Source organism: Streptomyces siamensis (assembly GCF_039543605.1).
GTDB classification, from domain to species: domain Bacteria; phylum Actinomycetota; class Actinomycetes; order Streptomycetales; family Streptomycetaceae; genus Streptomyces; species Streptomyces siamensis.
The window spans coordinates 92,229-110,828 of record NZ_BAABKB010000027.1 but is presented as its reverse complement, the minus strand read 5'-3'; the positions used below and the strand labels follow the sequence as shown (position 1 = coordinate 110,828).

14 protein-coding genes and 1 pseudogene are annotated in these 18,600 nt (G+C 70.8%); 11 read left to right on the top strand and 4 right to left on the bottom strand.

From position 1 onward, the window contains the following. Positions 1 to 16 precede the first annotated feature (16 nt). On the bottom strand, positions 17 to 1,063 hold the full coding sequence (locus tag ABEB03_RS29080) for a LacI family DNA-binding transcriptional regulator (RefSeq protein WP_345655723.1): 1,047 nt from the start codon (positions 1,061 to 1,063) through the stop codon (positions 17 to 19). A 335-nt stretch (positions 1,064 to 1,398) separates the two neighbouring features. Between ABEB03_RS29080 and ABEB03_RS29075 the strand changes: the two genes are divergently transcribed. Together ABEB03_RS29075 and ABEB03_RS29070 are read left to right on the top strand one after the other, a co-directional pair. Next, on the top strand, positions 1,399 to 2,286 hold the full coding sequence (locus ABEB03_RS29075; RefSeq protein ID WP_345655721.1) for an SH2 domain-containing protein: 888 nt from the start codon (positions 1,399 to 1,401) through the stop codon (positions 2,284 to 2,286). Positions 2,287 to 2,533: 247 nt separating this feature from the next. Then, positions 2,534 to 3,691, top strand: a complete 1,158-nt coding sequence (locus tag ABEB03_RS29070) for a serine hydrolase domain-containing protein (protein ID WP_345655719.1) — start codon at positions 2,534 to 2,536, stop codon at positions 3,689 to 3,691. 19 nt (positions 3,692 to 3,710) lie between these two features. On the opposite strand, the gene ABEB03_RS29065 is transcribed toward ABEB03_RS29070, so the two are convergent. Beyond that, the gene (locus ABEB03_RS29065) at positions 3,711 to 4,679 is read right to left on the bottom strand and encodes a multicopper oxidase domain-containing protein (protein ID WP_345655717.1); all 969 of its coding nucleotides are present in this window, start codon (positions 4,677 to 4,679) and stop codon (positions 3,711 to 3,713) included. Between the two features lie 274 nt (positions 4,680 to 4,953). Here ABEB03_RS29065 and ABEB03_RS29060 point away from each other — a divergent pair, with 274 nt between their 5' ends. From ABEB03_RS29060 to ABEB03_RS29050, 3 genes are all read left to right on the top strand, one after another. Beyond that, positions 4,954 to 7,383: a ThuA domain-containing protein gene (locus ABEB03_RS29060; RefSeq protein WP_345655873.1), complete on the top strand. Its 2,430-nt coding sequence runs from the start codon at positions 4,954 to 4,956 to the stop codon at positions 7,381 to 7,383. Further along, a complete protein-coding gene (locus ABEB03_RS29055) occupies positions 7,383 to 9,608 on the top strand; it encodes an OmpL47-type beta-barrel domain-containing protein (protein WP_345655715.1) in 2,226 nt (741 codons plus the stop codon). The genes ABEB03_RS29060 and ABEB03_RS29055 overlap by 1 nt, the downstream gene beginning before the upstream one ends. A gap of 100 nt (positions 9,609 to 9,708) precedes the next feature. Continuing rightward, complete coding sequence (locus ABEB03_RS29050) at positions 9,709 to 11,805, top strand: HEAT repeat domain-containing protein (protein WP_345655713.1); 2,097 nt, start codon at positions 9,709 to 9,711, stop codon at positions 11,803 to 11,805. 74 nt (positions 11,806 to 11,879) lie between these two features. On the opposite strand, the gene ligD is transcribed toward ABEB03_RS29050, so the two are convergent. Beyond that, entirely contained in the window at positions 11,880 to 12,896 is a 1,017-nt protein-coding gene (ligD, locus tag ABEB03_RS29045; protein WP_345655711.1) for a non-homologous end-joining DNA ligase, read from the bottom strand. A 74-nt stretch (positions 12,897 to 12,970) separates the two neighbouring features. Here ligD and ABEB03_RS29040 point away from each other — a divergent pair, with 74 nt between their 5' ends. Next, positions 12,971 to 14,041, top strand: coding sequence for an ATP-dependent DNA ligase (locus ABEB03_RS29040; protein ID WP_345655709.1), 1,071 nt, complete (start codon positions 12,971 to 12,973; stop codon positions 14,039 to 14,041). Between the two features lie 370 nt (positions 14,042 to 14,411). Further along, complete coding sequence (locus ABEB03_RS29035) at positions 14,412 to 15,422, top strand: DUF3048 domain-containing protein (RefSeq protein ID WP_345655707.1); 1,011 nt, start codon at positions 14,412 to 14,414, stop codon at positions 15,420 to 15,422. A gap of 30 nt (positions 15,423 to 15,452) precedes the next feature. Here ABEB03_RS29035 and ABEB03_RS29030 read toward each other — a convergent pair whose 3' ends face one another. Continuing rightward, positions 15,453 to 15,917 carry a MarR family winged helix-turn-helix transcriptional regulator gene (locus tag ABEB03_RS29030; RefSeq protein WP_095937823.1) on the bottom strand — a complete coding sequence of 155 codons (465 nt, stop codon included), beginning with the start codon at positions 15,915 to 15,917 and terminating at the stop codon, positions 15,453 to 15,455. A 248-nt stretch (positions 15,918 to 16,165) separates the two neighbouring features. Between ABEB03_RS29030 and ABEB03_RS29025 the strand changes: the two genes are divergently transcribed. The 4 genes and pseudogenes from ABEB03_RS29025 to pcaH all read left to right on the top strand — a co-directional run bounded on the left by ABEB03_RS29025 (position 16,166) and on the right by pcaH (position 18,600). Further along, on the top strand, positions 16,166 to 16,948 hold the full coding sequence (locus tag ABEB03_RS29025; RefSeq protein ID WP_345655703.1) for a CoA transferase subunit A: 783 nt from the start codon (positions 16,166 to 16,168) through the stop codon (positions 16,946 to 16,948). Beyond that, complete coding sequence (locus ABEB03_RS29020) at positions 16,948 to 17,619, top strand: CoA transferase subunit B (RefSeq protein ID WP_345655701.1); 672 nt, start codon at positions 16,948 to 16,950, stop codon at positions 17,617 to 17,619. Before ABEB03_RS29025 ends, ABEB03_RS29020 begins: the two co-directional genes overlap by 1 nt. A gap of 17 nt (positions 17,620 to 17,636) precedes the next feature. Then, positions 17,637 to 17,819, top strand: a pseudogene (locus ABEB03_RS29015) (3-oxoadipyl-CoA thiolase); the annotation flags it as partial. Between the two features lie 10 nt (positions 17,820 to 17,829). Further along, positions 17,830 to 18,600, top strand: coding sequence for a protocatechuate 3,4-dioxygenase subunit beta (pcaH, locus tag ABEB03_RS29010; protein ID WP_345655699.1), 771 nt, complete (start codon positions 17,830 to 17,832; stop codon positions 18,598 to 18,600).

The window sequence follows — 18,600 nt, the reverse complement described above, 5'->3', positions numbered from 1 at the left end:
CGGATGCGCACGAGGACTACGCGGAGGCCCGCCGCACCAGGGCGGTCGGCAGGACCACGCCGCCGGACGAGTCCTCCGGGCCGGGCTCGGCGACACCGCCGTCGATGCGGCGCAGCAGCAGCCGGGCCATCAACCTTCCCATGCCCTCTATGTCCTGACGGACCGTCGTCAAAGGCGGGTCCGTCTGTTCGGCGACCGCCAGCATGTCGTCGAAGCCGATCACGGCCACGTCCTCGGGCACCCGCCGCCCGTGCTCGCGCAGGACGCGCAACGCCCCGGCGGCGGTCAGGTCGTTCGCGGCGAAAACGGCGTCGACGTCGGGCCGTCGCTCCAGCAGTTCACGCATCGCCCGCTCGCCGCCCGCGGGCGTGAAGTCGCCCTCCACGACGAGCTCCGGACCGGCGTCGGCCATGACGTCGCGGAACCCGTCCAGCCGGTCGACGGCCGACGTCTGGTCGAGGGCACCGGTGATGTGGGCGATCCGTGTGCGCCCGAGGCCGACGAGGTGCCGTACGGCCTCGCGGGCTCCGCCCCGGTTGTCGCAGTCGACGTACACGGCGGGCACGGCGTCAGGGGGGCCGTCGCCCCAGCCGGGCCGGCCGCCGAACACCGTGGGCACGCCCGCGCCGTGGATCAGGCCGGGCAGCGGGTCGTCGAGGTGCAGCGAGAAGACGAGGGCGCCGTCGACATGTCCCCCGGCGAGATACCGGCCGACCCGTGCGTGGTCGTCCCGACCCTCGGTGAGCAGCAGCACGAGCTGTGAGTCGTGCGCGGTCAACTCCTTGCTGATTCCGCGGAGCTGGAGGGCGAAGAAGGGGTCCGCGAAGACCCTGGTCTCCGGTTCCGCGATCACGACGGCCACGGCGTCGTGGCGCCGGGTGACGAGACTGCGCGCGGCCTGGTTCGGCACGTAGCCGAGTTCTTCGACGGCTCGTCTCACCCGCTCGGCGAGCGGCTCCCGCACGCCGTCACCGCCGTTCACGACGCGTGACACGGTGGCCCGGGAGACCCCGGCCCGCTCGGCCACGGCCTCCAGCGTGGGGCGCGACGCTGTCCCGGTCACCTCTGGGCACCTCCTCGGCGGTTGCGGATCAGGATAACCGCGCAGCCATGACAAGGTGCGAGCGCTCCGCGATCACTCGGACGGGCTCGCGTGCGGACTCCGGGCTCGCCACGGCACACCCGAATCGGGCTGGGCAGCGAGGTGGACCCGACCGGGCCCAGGCGCCCGGCACCCCCGCGGACACACCTGCACCCGCCCGTCCCGAGGCGCTCAACACCTCTGCGTCACACGTGGATCCGCCCGACCGGGGCCCGGGACGCCTCGCCACGCGCGAATCCGGTTGCGCCCGCGCCCGCGCCGGGCCGAGGATCGCCTCATGACCATGAGAAAGGCCCATGACGCCTGACCACCCGGCCACCTCGCTGGCTCCCTACGCCCGGCTTCCCCGCGCCCACCGGGACCTGAGCGTCCTGCACAGTACGGTCGACGCCTTCGGCCGCGCGCACTGGTTGCTGTCCGGCGATCCGCCCGCCGGGCGCCGCGCGAAGCCGTACGACGCCGTGGTCGTCACGGTCGAGGACGGCCGGCCCCACGAGACCCGGCTGGGTCCGCTGCGCGCCCGGTTCCCGCTGCTCGACGCCCTCCCCGACGGCGGATTCGTCGTCGCGGACGCCCGCAGCCGCCCCGGCGACGAGCAGGTGCAGGTTCTCGACGCCCTGGGGCGCCCCTCGTGGACGTTCCGCGTGGGCGACGCAGTGGAGCATCTGCTCACCGACGAGAGCGGTGACCTGTGGGTGGGCCACTTCGACGAGGGCGTGTACGGGGACGACGAACTCGCCCGGCCTGGTCTGCGGCGCTGGAGCCAGACCGGGGAGCCCTTGTGGTCGTACCGCCCGGTGCACGGCGGCGGTGAGATCAGCGACTGCTACGCGCTCAACGTGGGGGCCCGTTCGGCCTGGGCCTGCGCCTACACCGACTTCGCCCTGCTGGAGATCGCTCCCGGACGTGAGGCGAGAGCCCGCGCGAACCAGGTCTCGGGAGCGCAGGGACTGGCCGTGCACGCCGGCCGGGCGGCCTTCGTCGGCGGCTACGGCGGCGCACACGACCGGCTCGTGGTCGGCCGCCTCACGCATGAGGACTTCGTCGCCGTCGAGGAGGGCCGGCTCGTCCGCCCCGACGGCGGCCCGCTCGGCCGTCGCCGGCTCGTGTCCCGGGGCCGTCGCGTGTACGTCCAGGAGGAACCGTTCACGGAGTGGACGGTGTTCGACCTCGACGCTTCTTAGGGCCCGCCTACAAACGGATCCGCCCGGTCGAGGTCGGCCGGGGGAATGCCTCCTTGCGCCCTGGCAAGGGGGGTAACCCCCGGCACTCCCTGAGGACAGCGCATCGGCACATCAGCGGGAAAGCCGGATGGGCCGATCGTCCCTCCGCTGGTGGGATGGTGACCGACCGCAGGCCCGGGGCGACAGCCGCGGCCACGGCCTGAGCGGTCCCTGAATGCGCAGGCAACCTGAACAGAAGGGGATCATCATGCGTGTGCCCGGAACGCGTCGGCGAAGCCGACTCGTCCTGACCGGACTGGCCGCGACCCTCCTCGCCGTATCGACCGCGCCGACCGCGACCGCGAAGCCGCGACCGGCCGATCCGCTGCGACAGCAGGTGGAGGCGATCCTCGGCACGGGCGTCGTCGGTGTGTCCGCCGAGGTGACGTCACCGCACACCCGTGACAGCGCGCGCGCCGGAACGGCCCGGCGGGGCACCGCCGGGCCGATGCCGCACAACGGCAGGTTCCGGATCGGCAGCGCCACCAAGACCTTCACCGCCGCGGTCGTGCTGCAACTCGTCGGCGAGGGGCGCATGTCCCTGGACGACACGGTCGAGCAGTGGCTGCCTGGAGTGGTCCGGGGCAACGGCAACGACGGCCGCCGGGTCACCGTGCGACAACTGCTGCAGCACACCAGCGGCATCCCCGACGTCCTGCCGGAGATCCCGGCCTTGAACAGCGCGGACGGCTACCGGGCCGAGCGGCTGCGCACCTACTCCCCCGAGGAGTCGGTCAGGTCGGCCATGCGGCACCCTCCCACATTCCCCGCCGGCAGCGGCTGGTCGTACTCCAACACCAACTACCTTCTCGCCGCGATGATCGTCCATGGGGTCACGGGCCGGAGCTGGGCACAGGAGGTGACCGACCGGATCATCCGCCCACTGGGCCTGAAGGACACCAGCGCACCCGGCACCTCCCCGACCGTCCCGGGCCCCCACGCCCACAGCTACGCCGCGTTCCGCACCGGCACCGGCATCGACGTCACGGTCCTCAACCCCAGCATGGCCGTCGGTTCCGGTTCGCTGATCAGCACCACGCGCGACCTGAGCAGGTTCTACGCCGCACTGCTCGGCGGACGTCTGCTGGCTCCGGCGCAACTCGACGAGATGACGGCGACCGTGCCCGCGCCCGAACTGGGCATCCCCGGCGTGCGGTACGGACTCGGCCTGGGCGAGCTCCCGTTGCCCTGTGGCGGCAGCTACTTCGGTCACCCCGGCGAACTGCTCGGCTACCACAGCTGGGGCGGCGTCACGGCAGACGGCACTCGGACCGCCGTGGCATACGTCACCAGCGACGGCGGCCAGGGTACGCAGCAGGCCATGAGCACCCTCGTGGGCGAGGAACTGTGCCGAACGCGGCCCTAGATCCCGTGCGCGGCGTCTCCTAGTGCTCGTGCGCGGCGTGCTCGTGCGGGTCGTACCCCGGGATGGTGCCGTCCGTCTTCTTCACCAGGAACAATCCCACCATGCCCATGTCGGAATGGCTCTGGACGTGGCAGTGGTACATCCAGGCCCCGGCGCCGACGCCCTCCCCCGCGATCACCTGGAAGCCGAAGGAGTCCGCGGGACCGACGATCTTGTTGTCGACGACCCGGCTCGGATCGTCGGGGCCGGTCAGCAGGCCGGTGCGGTTGTCGGCCCAGCGATGACCGTGCATGTGGAACGTGTGGTAGTACTCGCCGTGCGTGATCATGACGAACTCCACGCGGTCCCCCACCGTGGCCTCGAAGTCGGGTCCGGAGTGGGCGGGTCTGTTGTTGATCGTCATGTCGTTGAAGACGATCGTGAAGGTCCGGTCGGGGAGGATGTCGCCCTTGCGGCGGACGATCACGGGCCCGTAGAGGCCTTTGCGGATGCCGCCCGTTCCGTGTTCCGTGCCGACCACGTGGTCGTGGTAGTGCCAGTAACCGGCGCTCCCGGGACGCCAGGTGCCGTCCTTGCGGCGGCCGGGTGCGTGGGTGCGCCAGGTGTAGGTGCGGGTGCCGCCCGGCTCGACGTCGCTCTTGTTCAACTTCGTGCCGTCGCTGGAGACTTCGTAGTCGAGGCCATGGACGTGCAGGCTCGCCGGCACATCCATGGTGTTCTCGAACTCGATGTGCAGGGTGTCGCCCTCGTCGAGTTCGATCAACGGCCCCGGGACCGACGCCTTGCCCTTCTCCAGGCCGTATCCCATCTGCCCGTCGGCGAGTTTCTCCGCGTACAGCTTGATGTGCCGGACCTCGCCGCCGGCCGGAGCGGTCCGCACATCGTCCGCGGCGCTCATGGCCCGCGGAGCCGCCGACAACGATGTCGCGGCGGTCGCGACCGCCGCCCCGCCGAGCAGCATCCGCCGGTTGAAACCGCGTCGGTCCATGCCGAACTCCCCACCCTGGTACGGAATTTACGGAGGCGAACCTGTGAGACGGTAGCCGCACCACCGTCGTTTATCCACACTCAGGACAAAGTTCGTTGAATCGCGGTCATACCTATTGGCGAGCCGCGAAAAGAGGTCTAGCTTCCTTGGCGTTTGCTGTGACCGACGAGGAGTGGATGACCACATGCGGCTCACATCGCATCAAGAGCCATCAGTCCTACGAGGGTTGAGCGCGAAAAGACGCAGAAGCAGGCGCCGGGCCTGGGCGTCGGCGCTGGCCGCCGGGGCCGTGACCGCGGGGGCGCTCTCCGCGCCCGCCGCGAGCGCGCGCCCGGCCCCGGACCCGTCCCTGACAACGATGTCCATCAAGTCGCCCCCGGGCGGCGCAAATGTGCGAGTGCTGATCTTCTACGGTTCGGCGGCGTCCGGGGACGAGTCACCGGTCGTGAACGCCGGCATCGAGGCCATCGAGAAGATCGGGCTGTCCGGCCCGGCCGCACAGCGCTTCAAGGTCGCGACGACGGACGACGCCTCGGTCTTCACCGATGACACCGAGCTGGGCCGCTACAACGCCGTCGTCTTCCTGACCGGCGGTGGCGACGTGCTCGATCCCGAGCAGGAGGCCGGGCTCGAGTCCTACATGGAGGCGGGCGGCGGATTCGTCGGCATCCACGACGCGGCCCGCGCGGAGCCGTACTCGGACTGGTTCACCGGGCTCATCGGGGCCCGCCCGGCCGGTACGAGCCCGACGGACGTCCAGCGTGCCACCGTCGAGGTAGGCGACCGGCAGAACCCCGCGACCAAGGACCTGCCGGTCCAGTGGAAACGCCCCGACCAGTGGCTCAACTGGGTCAAGAACCCGTCGGGCGACGTGCACACGGTGGCCCGGGTCCGCGAGTCGACGTACCGGCCCGGTGCCGGCGCCAACGGCTGGGACCACCCGGTGAGCTGGTGCCGGGACTACGACGGGGGCCGCTCCTTCTACACCGGGATGGGCGGCACGGTCTCGTCGTACGACGAGACCGACTTCCGTACGCACCTGCGCGGCGCCCTGCTCTGGACGACTCGTCTGGCGCAGGCCGACTGCAAGGCGGCGATCAACTCCAACTACAAGGCGGAGCGGCTCACCCAGCCCAACCAGCCGGGCCAGAACGACCAGATCGGCGAGCCGCACGGCCTGGTCACCGCCCCCGACGGCCGCGTCCTCTACATCGGCCGCGGTGGCGCCGACTCCTCCCAGCCCGTGATCACCGACTGGAACAACCCCGACGTCGGCAAGGGCAAGGGCGAGATCCACGTCTACGACCCGAAGACCAAGAAGGTCACCCTGGCCGGCGCGCTCACCGTGTTCGGCAACAAGGGCGGCGGGGACGAGCTGATCAAGGTCGAGGAGGGGCTCCTCGGCATCGAGCTCGATCCGCGCTTCGAGCAGAACGGCTGGGTGTACCTGCACTACACGCCCCATTCCCGGATCAACCGCGACACCCAGACGGCTGAGCGCCGGGTGTCCCGGTTCACGCTCGACCTCACCACGAACAAGCTCGACCTGGACAGCGAGAAGGTCCTCCTCAAGTGGCCGGTGCAGATCCACAGCTGCTGCCACGCGGGTGGCGGGATGGCCTGGGACTCCAAGGGCAACCTGTACATCGCGACGGGTGACAACAACTCCAGCCGCTTCAGCGACGGTTACTCGGGCAACAACCCGGAGCCCAACTACAAGGGCGTGTCGTTCGCGGACGCCCGCCGCACCGCGGGCAACACCAACAACCTCAACGGCAAGATCCTGCGGATCCACCCGGAGTCCGACGGCACGTACACCCTGCCGGAAGGCAACCTCTTCACCGGCAAGGAGACCGCGGAGGGCGGCGGCAAGACGCGCGGCGAGATCTATGTGATGGGCGTCAGGAACCCCGCCAGGATCTCCGTCGACAAGAAGACCGACACCCTGTACGCCGGCTGGGTCGGCCCGGACGCCGGGGCGCCGTCGACGACATGGGGGCCGGCGAAGTACGACACCTTCGCCGTCATCACCAAGGCGAGCAACCGCGGCTGGCCGTACTGCATGGGCAACAAGCAGCCCTACCGGGACCGCAACCTGCCCGATCCGACCAAGCCGCTCGGCTGGTACGACTGCGACCACCCGAAGAACGAGTCCCCGAACAACGACGGGCTCGTCAACCTGCCGCCGGTGACGGGGAACAACATCTGGTACTCGCCCCAGGGCGGCGCGCCGGACTACCCGCGCGACGCGAACGGCGTCCCGTCGTACAAGCAGGAGGAGGCCACCTACCTGCTGCCGTGGCTCAAGGGCGGCGGCCAGGCGGCCATGGACGGACCCGTCTACCGGTACGACGCCTCGATCGCCGACTCCGGCAAGTGGCCCGCCTACTGGGACGGCAAGTGGTTCGTCGGCGACTTCTACGACTCCGATCAGCCTCGCAACGCGGTCCTCACCGACCCGAGGACGGCCGGGGACGGGGGCCTGCCCGTGCACTCGGAGTCGCTGAAGAAGATCGTGCCGATCGGCAACGACGGCATCAAGAACCTCATGGACTGGAAGTTCGGACCGGACGGCGCGCTGTACGTCCTCGACTACGGCCGCGGCTTCTTCACCTCCGACACCAAGTCGGCGCTGTGGAAGGTCACTTACACCGGAGGCGGCGCGACTCCGGCGGCCGGCCGGCTGGCCAGGAAGGCGGAGTGATGTTCGCACGACGAAGAACGGCACGTCTGTGGACGACCCTGGTGGCGTCCCTGCTGATGGTGCTCGGGCTGACGTCGACGTCCGCGACGGCCGTGACGGCCGCCGTCGGGCGGTCCGAGGCACCGAAGGCGGCCGCCGCCCAGGTCCTCACCTGGACCGCGGGCGACGACATCACCCAGTACGCCTCGGTGCCGCAGACCGCGGTCGCGGGGCCCACCACGATCGTCTTCGAGAACAGCGCGGCGACCGGCAACACCACAGGGATGCCGCACACGCTGACGTTCGACGTGTCCGACCCCGAGTACAACAACGACGTCCCGCTCAACATCCTGGCCAACCCGAACGACGACCAGGGCGGCAGGCACACCGCCGAGGTGACGCTCACTCCCGGCCGCTACCGCTTCTTCTGCACCATGCCGGGCCACGAGCGGATGCAGGGCATCCTCGTGGTCACCGAGGGCGGCGGCTCGGACACCACGGCACCGGACACCTCGGCGTCCGTGACCGGGGCGCAGAACTCCGAGGATGCCTACGTCGGTTCGGCCACGGTCGCGGTGAGCGCGACGGACGCCGGCTCGGGCGTCGACCGGGTCGAGTACGCGATCGGTGACGCGGGCGCCTGGCAGCCGTACACCACACCCGTGGTCGTCGACCAGGTCGGCACCCACAAGGTCCGCTACCGTGCCGTCGACAAGGCGGGCAACACGGCCGCCGAGAAGAGCGTGGACTTCACCGTGGTCGCGCCACCGACCGACGACACCACGGCGCCGGAGACCTCGGCGACGGTCAGCGGTGAACGCGACGCCGCCGGAGCCTACATCGACATGGCGACCGTGACCGTCTCCGCCTCCGACACCGGTTCCGGCGTCAACACGATCGAGTACGCCGTCGACTCGGGCGGCTGGCAGCCGTACACGGCGCCCGTGATGGTGCACGCGCTCGGTGCGCACCAGGTGCGCTACCGGGCCACCGACAAGGCGGGCAACACGGCCGCGGCGAAGAGCGTCGACTTCACCGTGGTCGCGCCACCGGCGTCGGACACGACACCGCCGGTGACCGGGGCGACGGTGGACGGGACCAAGAACTCCGACGGCGCGTACGTGAAGAGCGCCAAGGTGACGGTCGGCGCGACGGACGAGGGCGGTTCGGGCGTCGCCGCGATCGAGTACTCGCTGGACGGCGGACCCTATCTGGCCTACTCCGCACCGGTCGTGGTCGACCGGGTCGGGGCGCACACGGTGGCGTACCGGGCGAGCGACAAGGCCGGCAACACGTCCGAGGCACGGACGGTGAGCTTCACCGTCGCCCCGGGCGGCGGGGTGCCCCCGCCGAACTGCCCGGAGTACGACGAGCGGTCGACGGTGATCGTCGGTTCGGTCGACTCGGGTGTGCCGAACCGGGTCACCGAAAGCCGCTGCCGCATCAACGAGTTGATCGAGGACGAGAAGGAATGGACGTCCCAGGCGCTGTTCCTCAAGCACGTCAGGACCGTCCTCGACCGGCTCCTGAAGGAAGGGGTGGTCGACCAGCGCGAGTACAACAGGATCAACAGGGCCGCCAAGCAGTCCGGCATCGGAAAGCCAGGCCAGACGGAGGGCTATCGCAAGATCTTCGACGGCTCGCCGGAGTCCTTCGCCAAGTGGGAGCAGGTGGGCGGCGGTTCGTTCGGGCTGAACGCGGACGGGTCGATCACCTCCGGCACCTCGACCGGCGGGCTCGGCATGCTGTGGTTCCCGCAGCGCAAGTACGGCGACTTCTCGCTGAAGCTCCAGTGGCGTGACGACGCGCCCGGCACCGGCAACGCCAACTCCGGTGTGTTCGTGCGCTTCCCCTGGGTCCACGACCATCCGCAGGAGTCGCGCCCCGAGTGGGTCGCCATCGAGTACGGGCACGAGGTGCAGGTGCTCGACCGGCCCGACGGCGACATGTACAAGACGGGCTCGATCTACGGCTTCGACCGGGTGGGCCTCGCCGGTGCGGGCGTCACCCAGAAGGGCACCTGGAACGACTACGAGATCCGTGTGGTCGACCAGCACTACTCGGTCTACCGCAACGGCGTACTGATCAACGAGTTCGACAACACCGGAGGCCAGGAGTTCTATCCGCCGCGCTCGGACGACCCGGGCACGGACGGCCGGCGGTTCGCCTCCGGGTACGTCGGGCTCCAGGTGCACAGCACGACCGATGTGATCTCCTACCGGGACATCCGGATCAAGGAGCTGTGAGGAGGTCCGGGCAACCCGGATCCGCCTGAGCCGTTGTCAGCGGCGTGCGGCATGCTGTGATCAGCGGCAGCCGTACGCCGCTGACGACGGGGAGGTCTGTGTGTTCACGGGGATCGAAGAGGTCGACTGGGCGTCGATGGGCCACGCCTACACCGACTCGGCCACGGACGTGCCAGACCTGTTGTGGGGCCTCGCCTCCGACGACCCGGCCCGCCGCGACATCGCCCTGGACGGCATGTACGGCGCGGTGCACCACCAGGGCGACGTGTACGACAGCACGGTCGCCTGCATCCCGTTCCTGTTCGAGCTGGTCGAGACGCCCACGGTGGCCGACCGGGACGCCGTCGTCGGCCTGTTGCGCAGCATCGCGGGCGAGAAGGAACCCGACCCCGAGGAGCTGGGCGGCCTCTTCGAGGACGAGGAGGAGGACGCCGCGTGGATCCAGCCGTTCCTCGACGCCTCGCGGCTGATCCGGGGGCGTGCCGACCTCTTCCTCGGACTGCTCGACGATCCCGACGCCGAGCTGCGTGCCGCGCTGCCGGGCGCGCTCGCGCATCTGCACGCGGAACCCGCGAAGGTGTTCTCCGTCCTGCGTGACCGGTTGCCGGTCGAGACCGACACCGAGGTCGCCCACGGCCTGGCGCGCGCCCTCGGCACCCTGGCCGTCGACCACGCCGAGACGCTCGGCTCCCAGGCCGGACCCGTCCTGCGGGACGTCCTCGACCGCACGGCCGACCCGCAGCTGCGCATGACGGTCCTCGCGCAACTGGCGCGCTGCGCGCCGGACCTGTTGCCGGACAACACCGCGGACGTGGCCCTGGAGATCATGCGCCTGGCGTACGAGGCGCGGTACGGCGAGTCCGACGAGGAGCCGGAACCCGCACCGGAGCGCCCGCGTACCCCCACGATGGTGTCGTATCTGCGGGACCTGGAGGCGGCGGACCGCAAGAGCGTCGACGCCGACCGGGCCGACGATCTGCTGGAGGAGCTGCACCGGGCCCTCGGGGACCGCGCCGATGTGCGTTTCGACCTGCTGAACGGGCAGTTGTGCTCCCAGGACTGGGGACAGCGCGTCGCGGCGGTCCGCATGAGCGGCCTGCTCCTGACGGGCTGGCGCGCACCGAACGACCTGCCGGTGGCCCTGCTCGCCCGGCAGCTCGTGGAGCAGGAACCGGACCTGTCCCGACGAGCACTGAACGAGCTGTCGCACGTGGCGCCGATCGCCCATGTCGTCGCGGACATCCTCGCCGTCTGCGTGCGGGAGTGGGACGACGAGTGGGAGCCCGACGGCTGGGAGCGGACGCTCTACGGCAGGGCGCTGGCGGCGCTGGCGCTCCAGGGCGACGAACGGGCCGTGCCGGCGCTGGTCGACGTCATGGCCGAGGGCGGCGACACACCGGAGTATCTGGCCCGGTGGGTGAAGGCGATCGGGGCCGGGGCGGCGGCGCCGCTCGGCCCGGTGCTGCACCGCCGTCTGGCCACGCTCCCGCCGGGAGCCCACCGCGACAGGAGCCGTCTGATCGACGCGCTGGGCGTCATCGCGCCGGCCCCGTCGCTGGAGCTGCTCGTCGCGATGCTCGGGGACGAGCAGGGCCGGCAGGCGCGCTGGTCGGCCGCCCAGGCTCTCACCCGGTACGGTCGTGCGGCCGGTGAAGCGGCGCAGCGGCTGAGGGAGTCGGTGACGGACGAGGCGACCCCGACAGAGATCCGGATGGACGCGGCGGAGGCCCTCTGGGCGGCGACCGGTGAGGCGGATCTGGTGCTCCCCGTCGTCCGTGACGGCCTGGACTCGACCCACTGGTACGGACGGTCGGCCGCCCTGCGCATCATCGGCGCGCTGGGCCCCGCGGGCGTGGCGCTGGCCCCGCGCCTGCGCGAGCTCGCCGTCACGGGTGCGAAGGTGCCGGCGGCCGTGGCCCTGTGGAAGGTGACGGGCGACGTCGAAGCGGTCCTCCCGGTGCTGCTGGACGAGTGGACGGCCACGCCCAGGAGCCGCCCGGCCGCGGCGTCCTGTCTGGCCGGGATGGGCCTGGCGGCCGCTCCCGCCCTCCCGCTGATACGCGCGGAGCTGGCCTCGTCCCGCCGCCACAACAACGACGGCACCACGGGCAATGTGCGCTACGACGTGGCCGAGGACGAGGCCCTGCTGAGGGACTGCCGGACGATCGAGACGGCGTTCGCGACGCACGACGGCTAGGCCTGTCGTCACCTTCCCCTCGTCGCGTGAAGGACGGCCCGACGGCGTCCGGTGCCGGGAATCGGCGGAGGGACCTAGCCGTCCTTCTGCCTGGCCCGGCTCGGCTGCACCCGCTTGGGCTCTCCCGGCATCTTGGGGTACTCCGGCGGGTACGGCAGGTCGCCCAGACCGTGGTCGTGCTCGTCGCGGGCGGCGAGTTCCAGCAGGGCTTCCAGGGAGAAGGCATGGTCGTCCATGTCGGCGTGCACGTCGCCGAGTTCGGCGAAGCGGGCCGGCATGGTCGCCAGGTCGAAGTCGCGCGGCTGGGCGTCGTCCACCTCGTCCCAGCGCAGGGGTGCGGAGACGGGGGCGTGCGGTCGAGGGCGGACCGAGTAGGCGGAGGCGATGGTGCGGTCCCTCGCTGTCTGGTTGTAGTCCACGAAGATCTTTTCGCCTCGTTCCTCCTTCCACCAGGCGGTGGTGACCTGGTCCGGCATCCGGCGTTCGAGTTCGCGCCCGGCGGCGATGGCGGCCCGGCGCACCTGGGTGAACGTCCAGCACGGCTGGATGGGGACGAAGACGTGCAGCCCGCGTCCGCCGGAGGTCTTGGGCCAGCCCGTCAGGTCGCCGTACTCGTGCAGGACGGCACGCAGTTCGTGGGCGGCGCGCACGGCGTCGGCGTAGTCGGTGCCGGGCTGCGGGTCGAGGTCGATGCGCAGTTCGTCGGGGCGGTCGACGTCGTCGCGGCGGACCGGCCACGGATGGAAGGTGAGCGTGCCGAACTGCGCGGCCCACAGGACGGCGGCGGGCTCGGTGGGGCACATCTCGTCGGCGCTGCGTCCGCTGGGGAAGGTGATGTGGGCGGTGGGAATCCAGTCGGGCATGTTCTTGGGCGCCCGTTTCTGGAAGAAGGACTCGCCGGTCACACCGTCCGGGTAGCGCTCCAGGGTGGTGGGGCGGTTGCGGAGGGCCCGCAGGATGCCGTCGCCCACGGCGAGGTAGTACCGCGCGAGGTCCAGCTTCGTGAACCCGCGCTCCGGGAAGAAGACCTTGTCCGGGCTGGACAGACGTACGGTCCTCCCGGCTGCCTCGAGTTCCACCGCATCGCCCATGCGAGCCACGGTAGGCGCGGGGCGCACGGCTCGCACACCGGGCGAAGGGCCCCGGCACCGCGCAGAATCGGAGCATGGATCTGCCGGTGATGCCACCCGTGAAGCCGATGCTCGCCAAGTCCGTGGCGAAGATCCCACCCGGTATGCACTACGAGGCGAAGTGGGACGGGTTCCGGGCGATCGTGTTCCGCGACGGTACGGAGGTCGAACTCGGCAGCCGCACCGGCAAGACACTGACCAGGTACTTCCCCGAGCTGGTGGCCGCGTTGCGGGAGCGGTTGCCGGAGCGCTGCGTCATGGACGGCGAGATCGTGATCGCCCGGGACGGGAGGCTCGACTTCGACGCGCTCACGGAGCGCATCCACCCGGCCGACTCACGCGTGCGCATGCTGGCGGAGAAGACGCCCGCGTCCTTCGTGGCCTTCGATCTGCTGGCCCTGGCCGACGAGTCGCTGCTCGACGTCCCGCTGAGCGACCGTCGGGCCCTGCTGGTGAGGGCGCTGTCCGGGGTGACGGCCCCGGTGCACGTGGCCCCGGCGACCACGGACAGCGAGGTCGCGCAGCGTTGGTTCGAGCAGTACGAGGGCGCGGGGCTCGACGGTGTGGTCGCCAAGCCGCTCACGCTGCCGTACCGGATGGACGAGCGCGCCATGTTCAAGATCAAGCACGAGCGGACGGCGGACGTCGTGGTCGCCGGTTACCGCTTCCACAAGAGCGGTCCGGTGGTCGGGTCGCTGCTGCTCGGCCTGTACGACGACGCGGGCACTCTCCAGCACGTGGGGGTGAGCGCGGCGTTCTCGATGAAGCGGCGCGCGGAGCTGGTCGAGGAGTTGGAGCCGCTGCGGATGGCGGACGCCGGGGAGCACCCGTGGGCGGCGTGGACGGACGAGGCGGCGCACGAGACGGCCCGGCTGCCGGGCGCGCCGAGCCGGTGGTCGGGGAAGAAGGACCTGTCCTGGGTCCCGGTGCGGCCGGAGCGGGTGGCCGAGGTGGCGTACGACCACATGGAGAACGGCGTGCGCTTCCGGCACACGGCCCGCTTCCGCCGATGGCGCCCCGACCGGACCGCCGAGAGCTGTACCTACGGCCAGCTGGAGGAACCGGTGGGCTACGACCTCGCGGAGATCCTCGGCCCCCAGGACTGACCGCGGACCGCCGACCCGAGCCACCGAATCCGGGATCGGCCGGCCCGAGCCCGGGAATCCAGGATCTGCCGACCCGAGCCACCGAACCGGGATCTGCCGGCCCCGCCCCGAGCTCCGCCTCCCCGCGGCCGCCCACCGCAAGCCCCCGAAGTCCGTGATCCGCCCACCCACCGGCAAGCACTCGGAATCTCTGACTCCGTCCGCTCGCCGACCCGTGGCACGCTCCACGCGCCCCTCTCTCTCGCCTTTTCACCCACTTCACTGAGCCGATCAGCTGATTTAACGCGCACAATCAGAATCGATCGGGTATGGCCATCGATGAACGTATGAACGCACAATCGATGACACAAGACTGGGTGGCACGGTGGGCATGCGACAGACGGCGCCGCTGCGGCGCGGCGCGATGACGGCGGCACTGCTGGCCGCGGCGGTGACGAGCTCCTTGCTGACAGGCTGCACCGGGGGTGGCCACGCGCGCAGCGGGGGTGCCCTCGACGACGGGCGCGCCCCGACGCCGAGCCCGATGCCCAGCCCGACCGCGAGCCCGAGCCCCGAGGTTCCCAAGAGCGCCGGTCCGGTGCTCGCCGTGAAGATCGACAACGTACGTGCGGCCCGGCCCGCGACCGGCCTCGACGCGGCCGACGTGGTGTACGCGGAGCAGGTCGAGGGCGGTCTGAGCCGGCTCATGGCGGTCTTCGCGACGACACTGCCGAAGGCCGTCGGACCGGTCCGCAGCGCACGCGAATCGGATCTGGAGCTGCTGGGCCAGTTCGACGAGCCGACGCTCGCCTTCTCCGGGGCGCAGCACAAGTTGCTGCCGCTGATCGACAAGGCGCCGTTGCACGCGCAGTCCGCGGACACCACGCCCGGCGCGTACTACCGGGCGGCGGACAGACCGGTGCCGCACAACCTGTATCTGCGCCCGGAGCGGCTGGTGGAATCGGCACCGGGCGGTGACGCGCTCACCACGGGATTCCATTTCGGCGCGGCGCCCGAGGGCGGCACCGAGGAGAACTCGCGCACCGTGCGCTACCCCGCGGCCCGGTTCACCTTCACCTGGTCCGACAGCAGGAAGCGCTGGCTGGTGGACATGGACGGGACGCCGACCGTGACCGCCGAGGGCAGGACGGTCGCGCCCGCGACCGTGGTCGTGCAGTACGTGAAGGTGCGCAAGTCCCAGTTCCACGACTTCCTCGGGAACAACACCCCGTACACGGAGACGGTGGGGTCGGGCACGGCGAAGGTGCTGCGCGACGGCCGGGCCTACGACGTGAACTGGTCGCGCCCCGACGCGGAGGACGGCACGGAGTTCACCACGAAGGACGGTACGCCGATGAACTTCGCCCGAGGTCAGGTGTGGGTGGTGTTCGCGAAGGCGTGAACGGGCGGGCGCAGGGCCCCGGCGAAGGTGTCAGCCCTGTGCGGCGAGGGGCTCCGAGGGGTTGCGGAGCCCCTCCGCGGCGTCCGAGACCCGCTGGATGAGGTCGAAGAACACGGTCTGCTCCTCGGCGGAGAGCGGGGCCAGGAAGACCTGGTTCATGCGCGCGGTGCGGACGGTCAGCTTGCGGTGGGTGCGCATCCCCTCGTCCGTGAGACGCAGCAGGAAGCGGCGGCCGTCCTGCGGATCGCGCACCTTGTCGAGCAGCCCGCGCCGGCCGAGCCGGCTGATGACCTCGGCGATGGTGGACCGGTCGAGCCCCACCCGCTCCCCCACCGTTCGCTGGTCGAGGCCGGGCTCCGCGACGAGCGCGTTCAGCACGGCGAACTGCGGCGAGGTGATCTCCTCGGAGACCATCGTGTTCCACAGCAGGTAGTGCGCCTGCTGCAGGCGCCGGGCCAGGTGCCCGGGGTGGGTGGAGAGATCCACCGCGGCCATGTGCGCTCCTCAGCTCCGCGTACGCGCGACCGACCGCGCCATACCAGGGTCGATATTCGTTGGTGCACTGAACAATACCTGGAGACCCCCACACCTGTCTCGCTCAGCGACAACACCCTCACCTGCATGTATCAGCGGGGTCTTGACGGACTCCGGCCCGGGTGGCAGCGTGTTCGAAACCTGAAGCAAATAATCAGTGCCCTGACTAACTGAGGCGCTGGACGCTCGGGAGAGATGAGGCTTCACGCATGGACAAGGTGGTCGCCACGGCCGCGGAGGCGGTGGCCGATGTGCCGGACGGCGCGACACTCGCGGTCGGTGGCTTCGGCCTGAGCGGTGTGCCGAACGTGCTGATCGAGGCGCTGTACGAGCGCGGCGTCGGCGGCCTCGGCGTGGTCTCCAACAACTGCGGGGCGATGGACTCCGGCCTCGCGGTCCTGCTCGCCGCGGGACGGATCGCGCGGGTGACCGGCTCCTACATCGGCGCGAACAAGGAGTTCGCCCGCCAGTACCTGGGCGGTGAGCTGGAGGTCGAGATGATCCCGCAGGGCACGCTCGCCGAGCGGCTGCGCGCGGGCGGCGCGGGGATCCCCGCCTTCTACACCCCGGCCGGGGTCGGCACGCAGGTCGCCGAGGGCGGACTGCCCTGGCGCTACGACGGCCACGGTGGTGTGGCACTCGCCTCCCCGCCCAAGGAGGTCCGGGAGTTCGACGGGACCGAGTACGTGCTGGAGCACGGCATCCGCACCGACTTCGCCCTGGTCCGGGCGGCGCGGGGCGACCGGCACGGCAACCTCGTCTTCAACAAGTCGTCCCGCAACTTCAACCCGCTGGCCGCGATGGCCGGCCGGATCACCGTCGCCGAGGTCGAGGAACTGGTCGAGCCCGGCGCCATCGACCCCGACGCGGTGCACCTGCCCGGCATCTTCGTCCAGCGCGTCCTGGCGCTGACCCCCGAACAGGCCGCGGACAAGAAGATCGAGCAACGGACGGTCACGACGCCCGCGGCGGACGGAACGGTGAACCGCTGATGGCCTGGACACGTGAGGAGATGGCGGCCCGCGCCGCCCGCGAGCTGCGCGACGGCCAGTACGTCAACCTCGGCATCGGACTGCCGACCCTGATCCCCAACCACCTGCCGGCCGGCGTGGAAGTGATCCTGGAGTCGGAGAACGGCATCCTGGGCACCGGTCCCTACCCCACAGAGGACCAGGTCGACCCCGACCTGATCAACGCGGGCAAGGAGACGGTCACCGTTCTGCCCGGTGCCTCCTACTTCGACTCCGCGCTGTCGTTCTCCATGATCCGCGGCGGGCACATCGACGTGGCGGTCCTCGGTGCGATGCAGGTCTCCGCGCACGGCGACCTCGCCAACTGGGCCGTTCCCGGCAAGATGATCACCGGGATCGGCGGCGCGATGGATCTCGTCCACGGCGCCCGCACCGTCATCGTCGTGATGACGCACACCGCCAAGGACGGCTCCCCGAAGATCCTCCGCGAGTGTGCCCTGCCACTGACCGGCAAGGCCTGCGTCGACCGGATCGTCACCGACCTCGGTGTCCTGGACGTCACCGCCGACGGACTCGTCCTCGTGGAGACCGCGCCCGGCGTCACGGTGCCGGAGATCCTCGCCAGGACCGACGCCGATGTGCGCGTCGCGGGCGGACTCACCGCACACCACGGCAAGGAGGTCACGTCGTGAGGGACGTCTACGCCGCGTTCGACCCCGCCGTCCTCAACCCGCGGGGCGGCGCCATCGCCCTCGGCCACCCTCTCGGCGCCTCCGGTGCCCGCCTCGCCGGCACCGTCGCCCACCAGCTCGCCCGCAAGGGCGGCGGAACGGGCGTCGCCACCCTCTGCATCGGCGTGGGCCAGGGCCTCGCCCTCGTCCTGGAACGATAGGAAGTCGACCATGGCTCTCACTCAGTCGGACATCGACGTCGAGATCAAGGATCTCCAGGACGTCTACGACAAGGCGGTCGCCGGCGGTGCCCCGATACGCCACCATCCGGTGCGCGACTACCCCCCGTACCGCAGTTCCGTACTGCGCCACCCCAAGCAGCCCCTGGTCGCCGTGGACGGCGGCGACCCCGAGACGGTCGAACTCTCCGGGCCGGTCTTCGGCGTCACCGACATCACCGACATCGACAACGACCTGACGCGCCGGCACCGCGGCGAGCCGATCGGCGAGCGCATGACCGTCTCGGGCCGGCTTCTCGACCGCGACGGACGTCCGGTGCGCGGCCAGCTCGTCGAGATCTGGCAGGCCAACGCGGCCGGCCGCTACGCCCATCTACGCGAACAGCACCCGGCGCCGCTGGACCCGAACTTCACCGGCGTGGGCCGGACCCTGACGGACGACCAGGGCCGCTACAGCTTCACGACCATCAAGCCGGGCCCGTATCCGTGGGGCAACCACACCAACGCGTGGCGGCCCGCGCACATCCACTTCTCGGTCTTCGGCACGGCGTTCACCCAGCGGCTCGTGACCCAGATGTACTTCCCGAGCGACCCGCTGTTCCCCTACGACCCGATCCTTCGGTCCGTGACCGACGGGGCGGCCCGCGACCGTCTGGTCGCCCGCTACGACCACGCTCTCTCCGAGCCCGAGTTCTCGCTCGGCTACGCATGGGACATCGTCCTCGACGGTCCCTCCGCCACCTGGATCGAGGAAGGCCGTTGA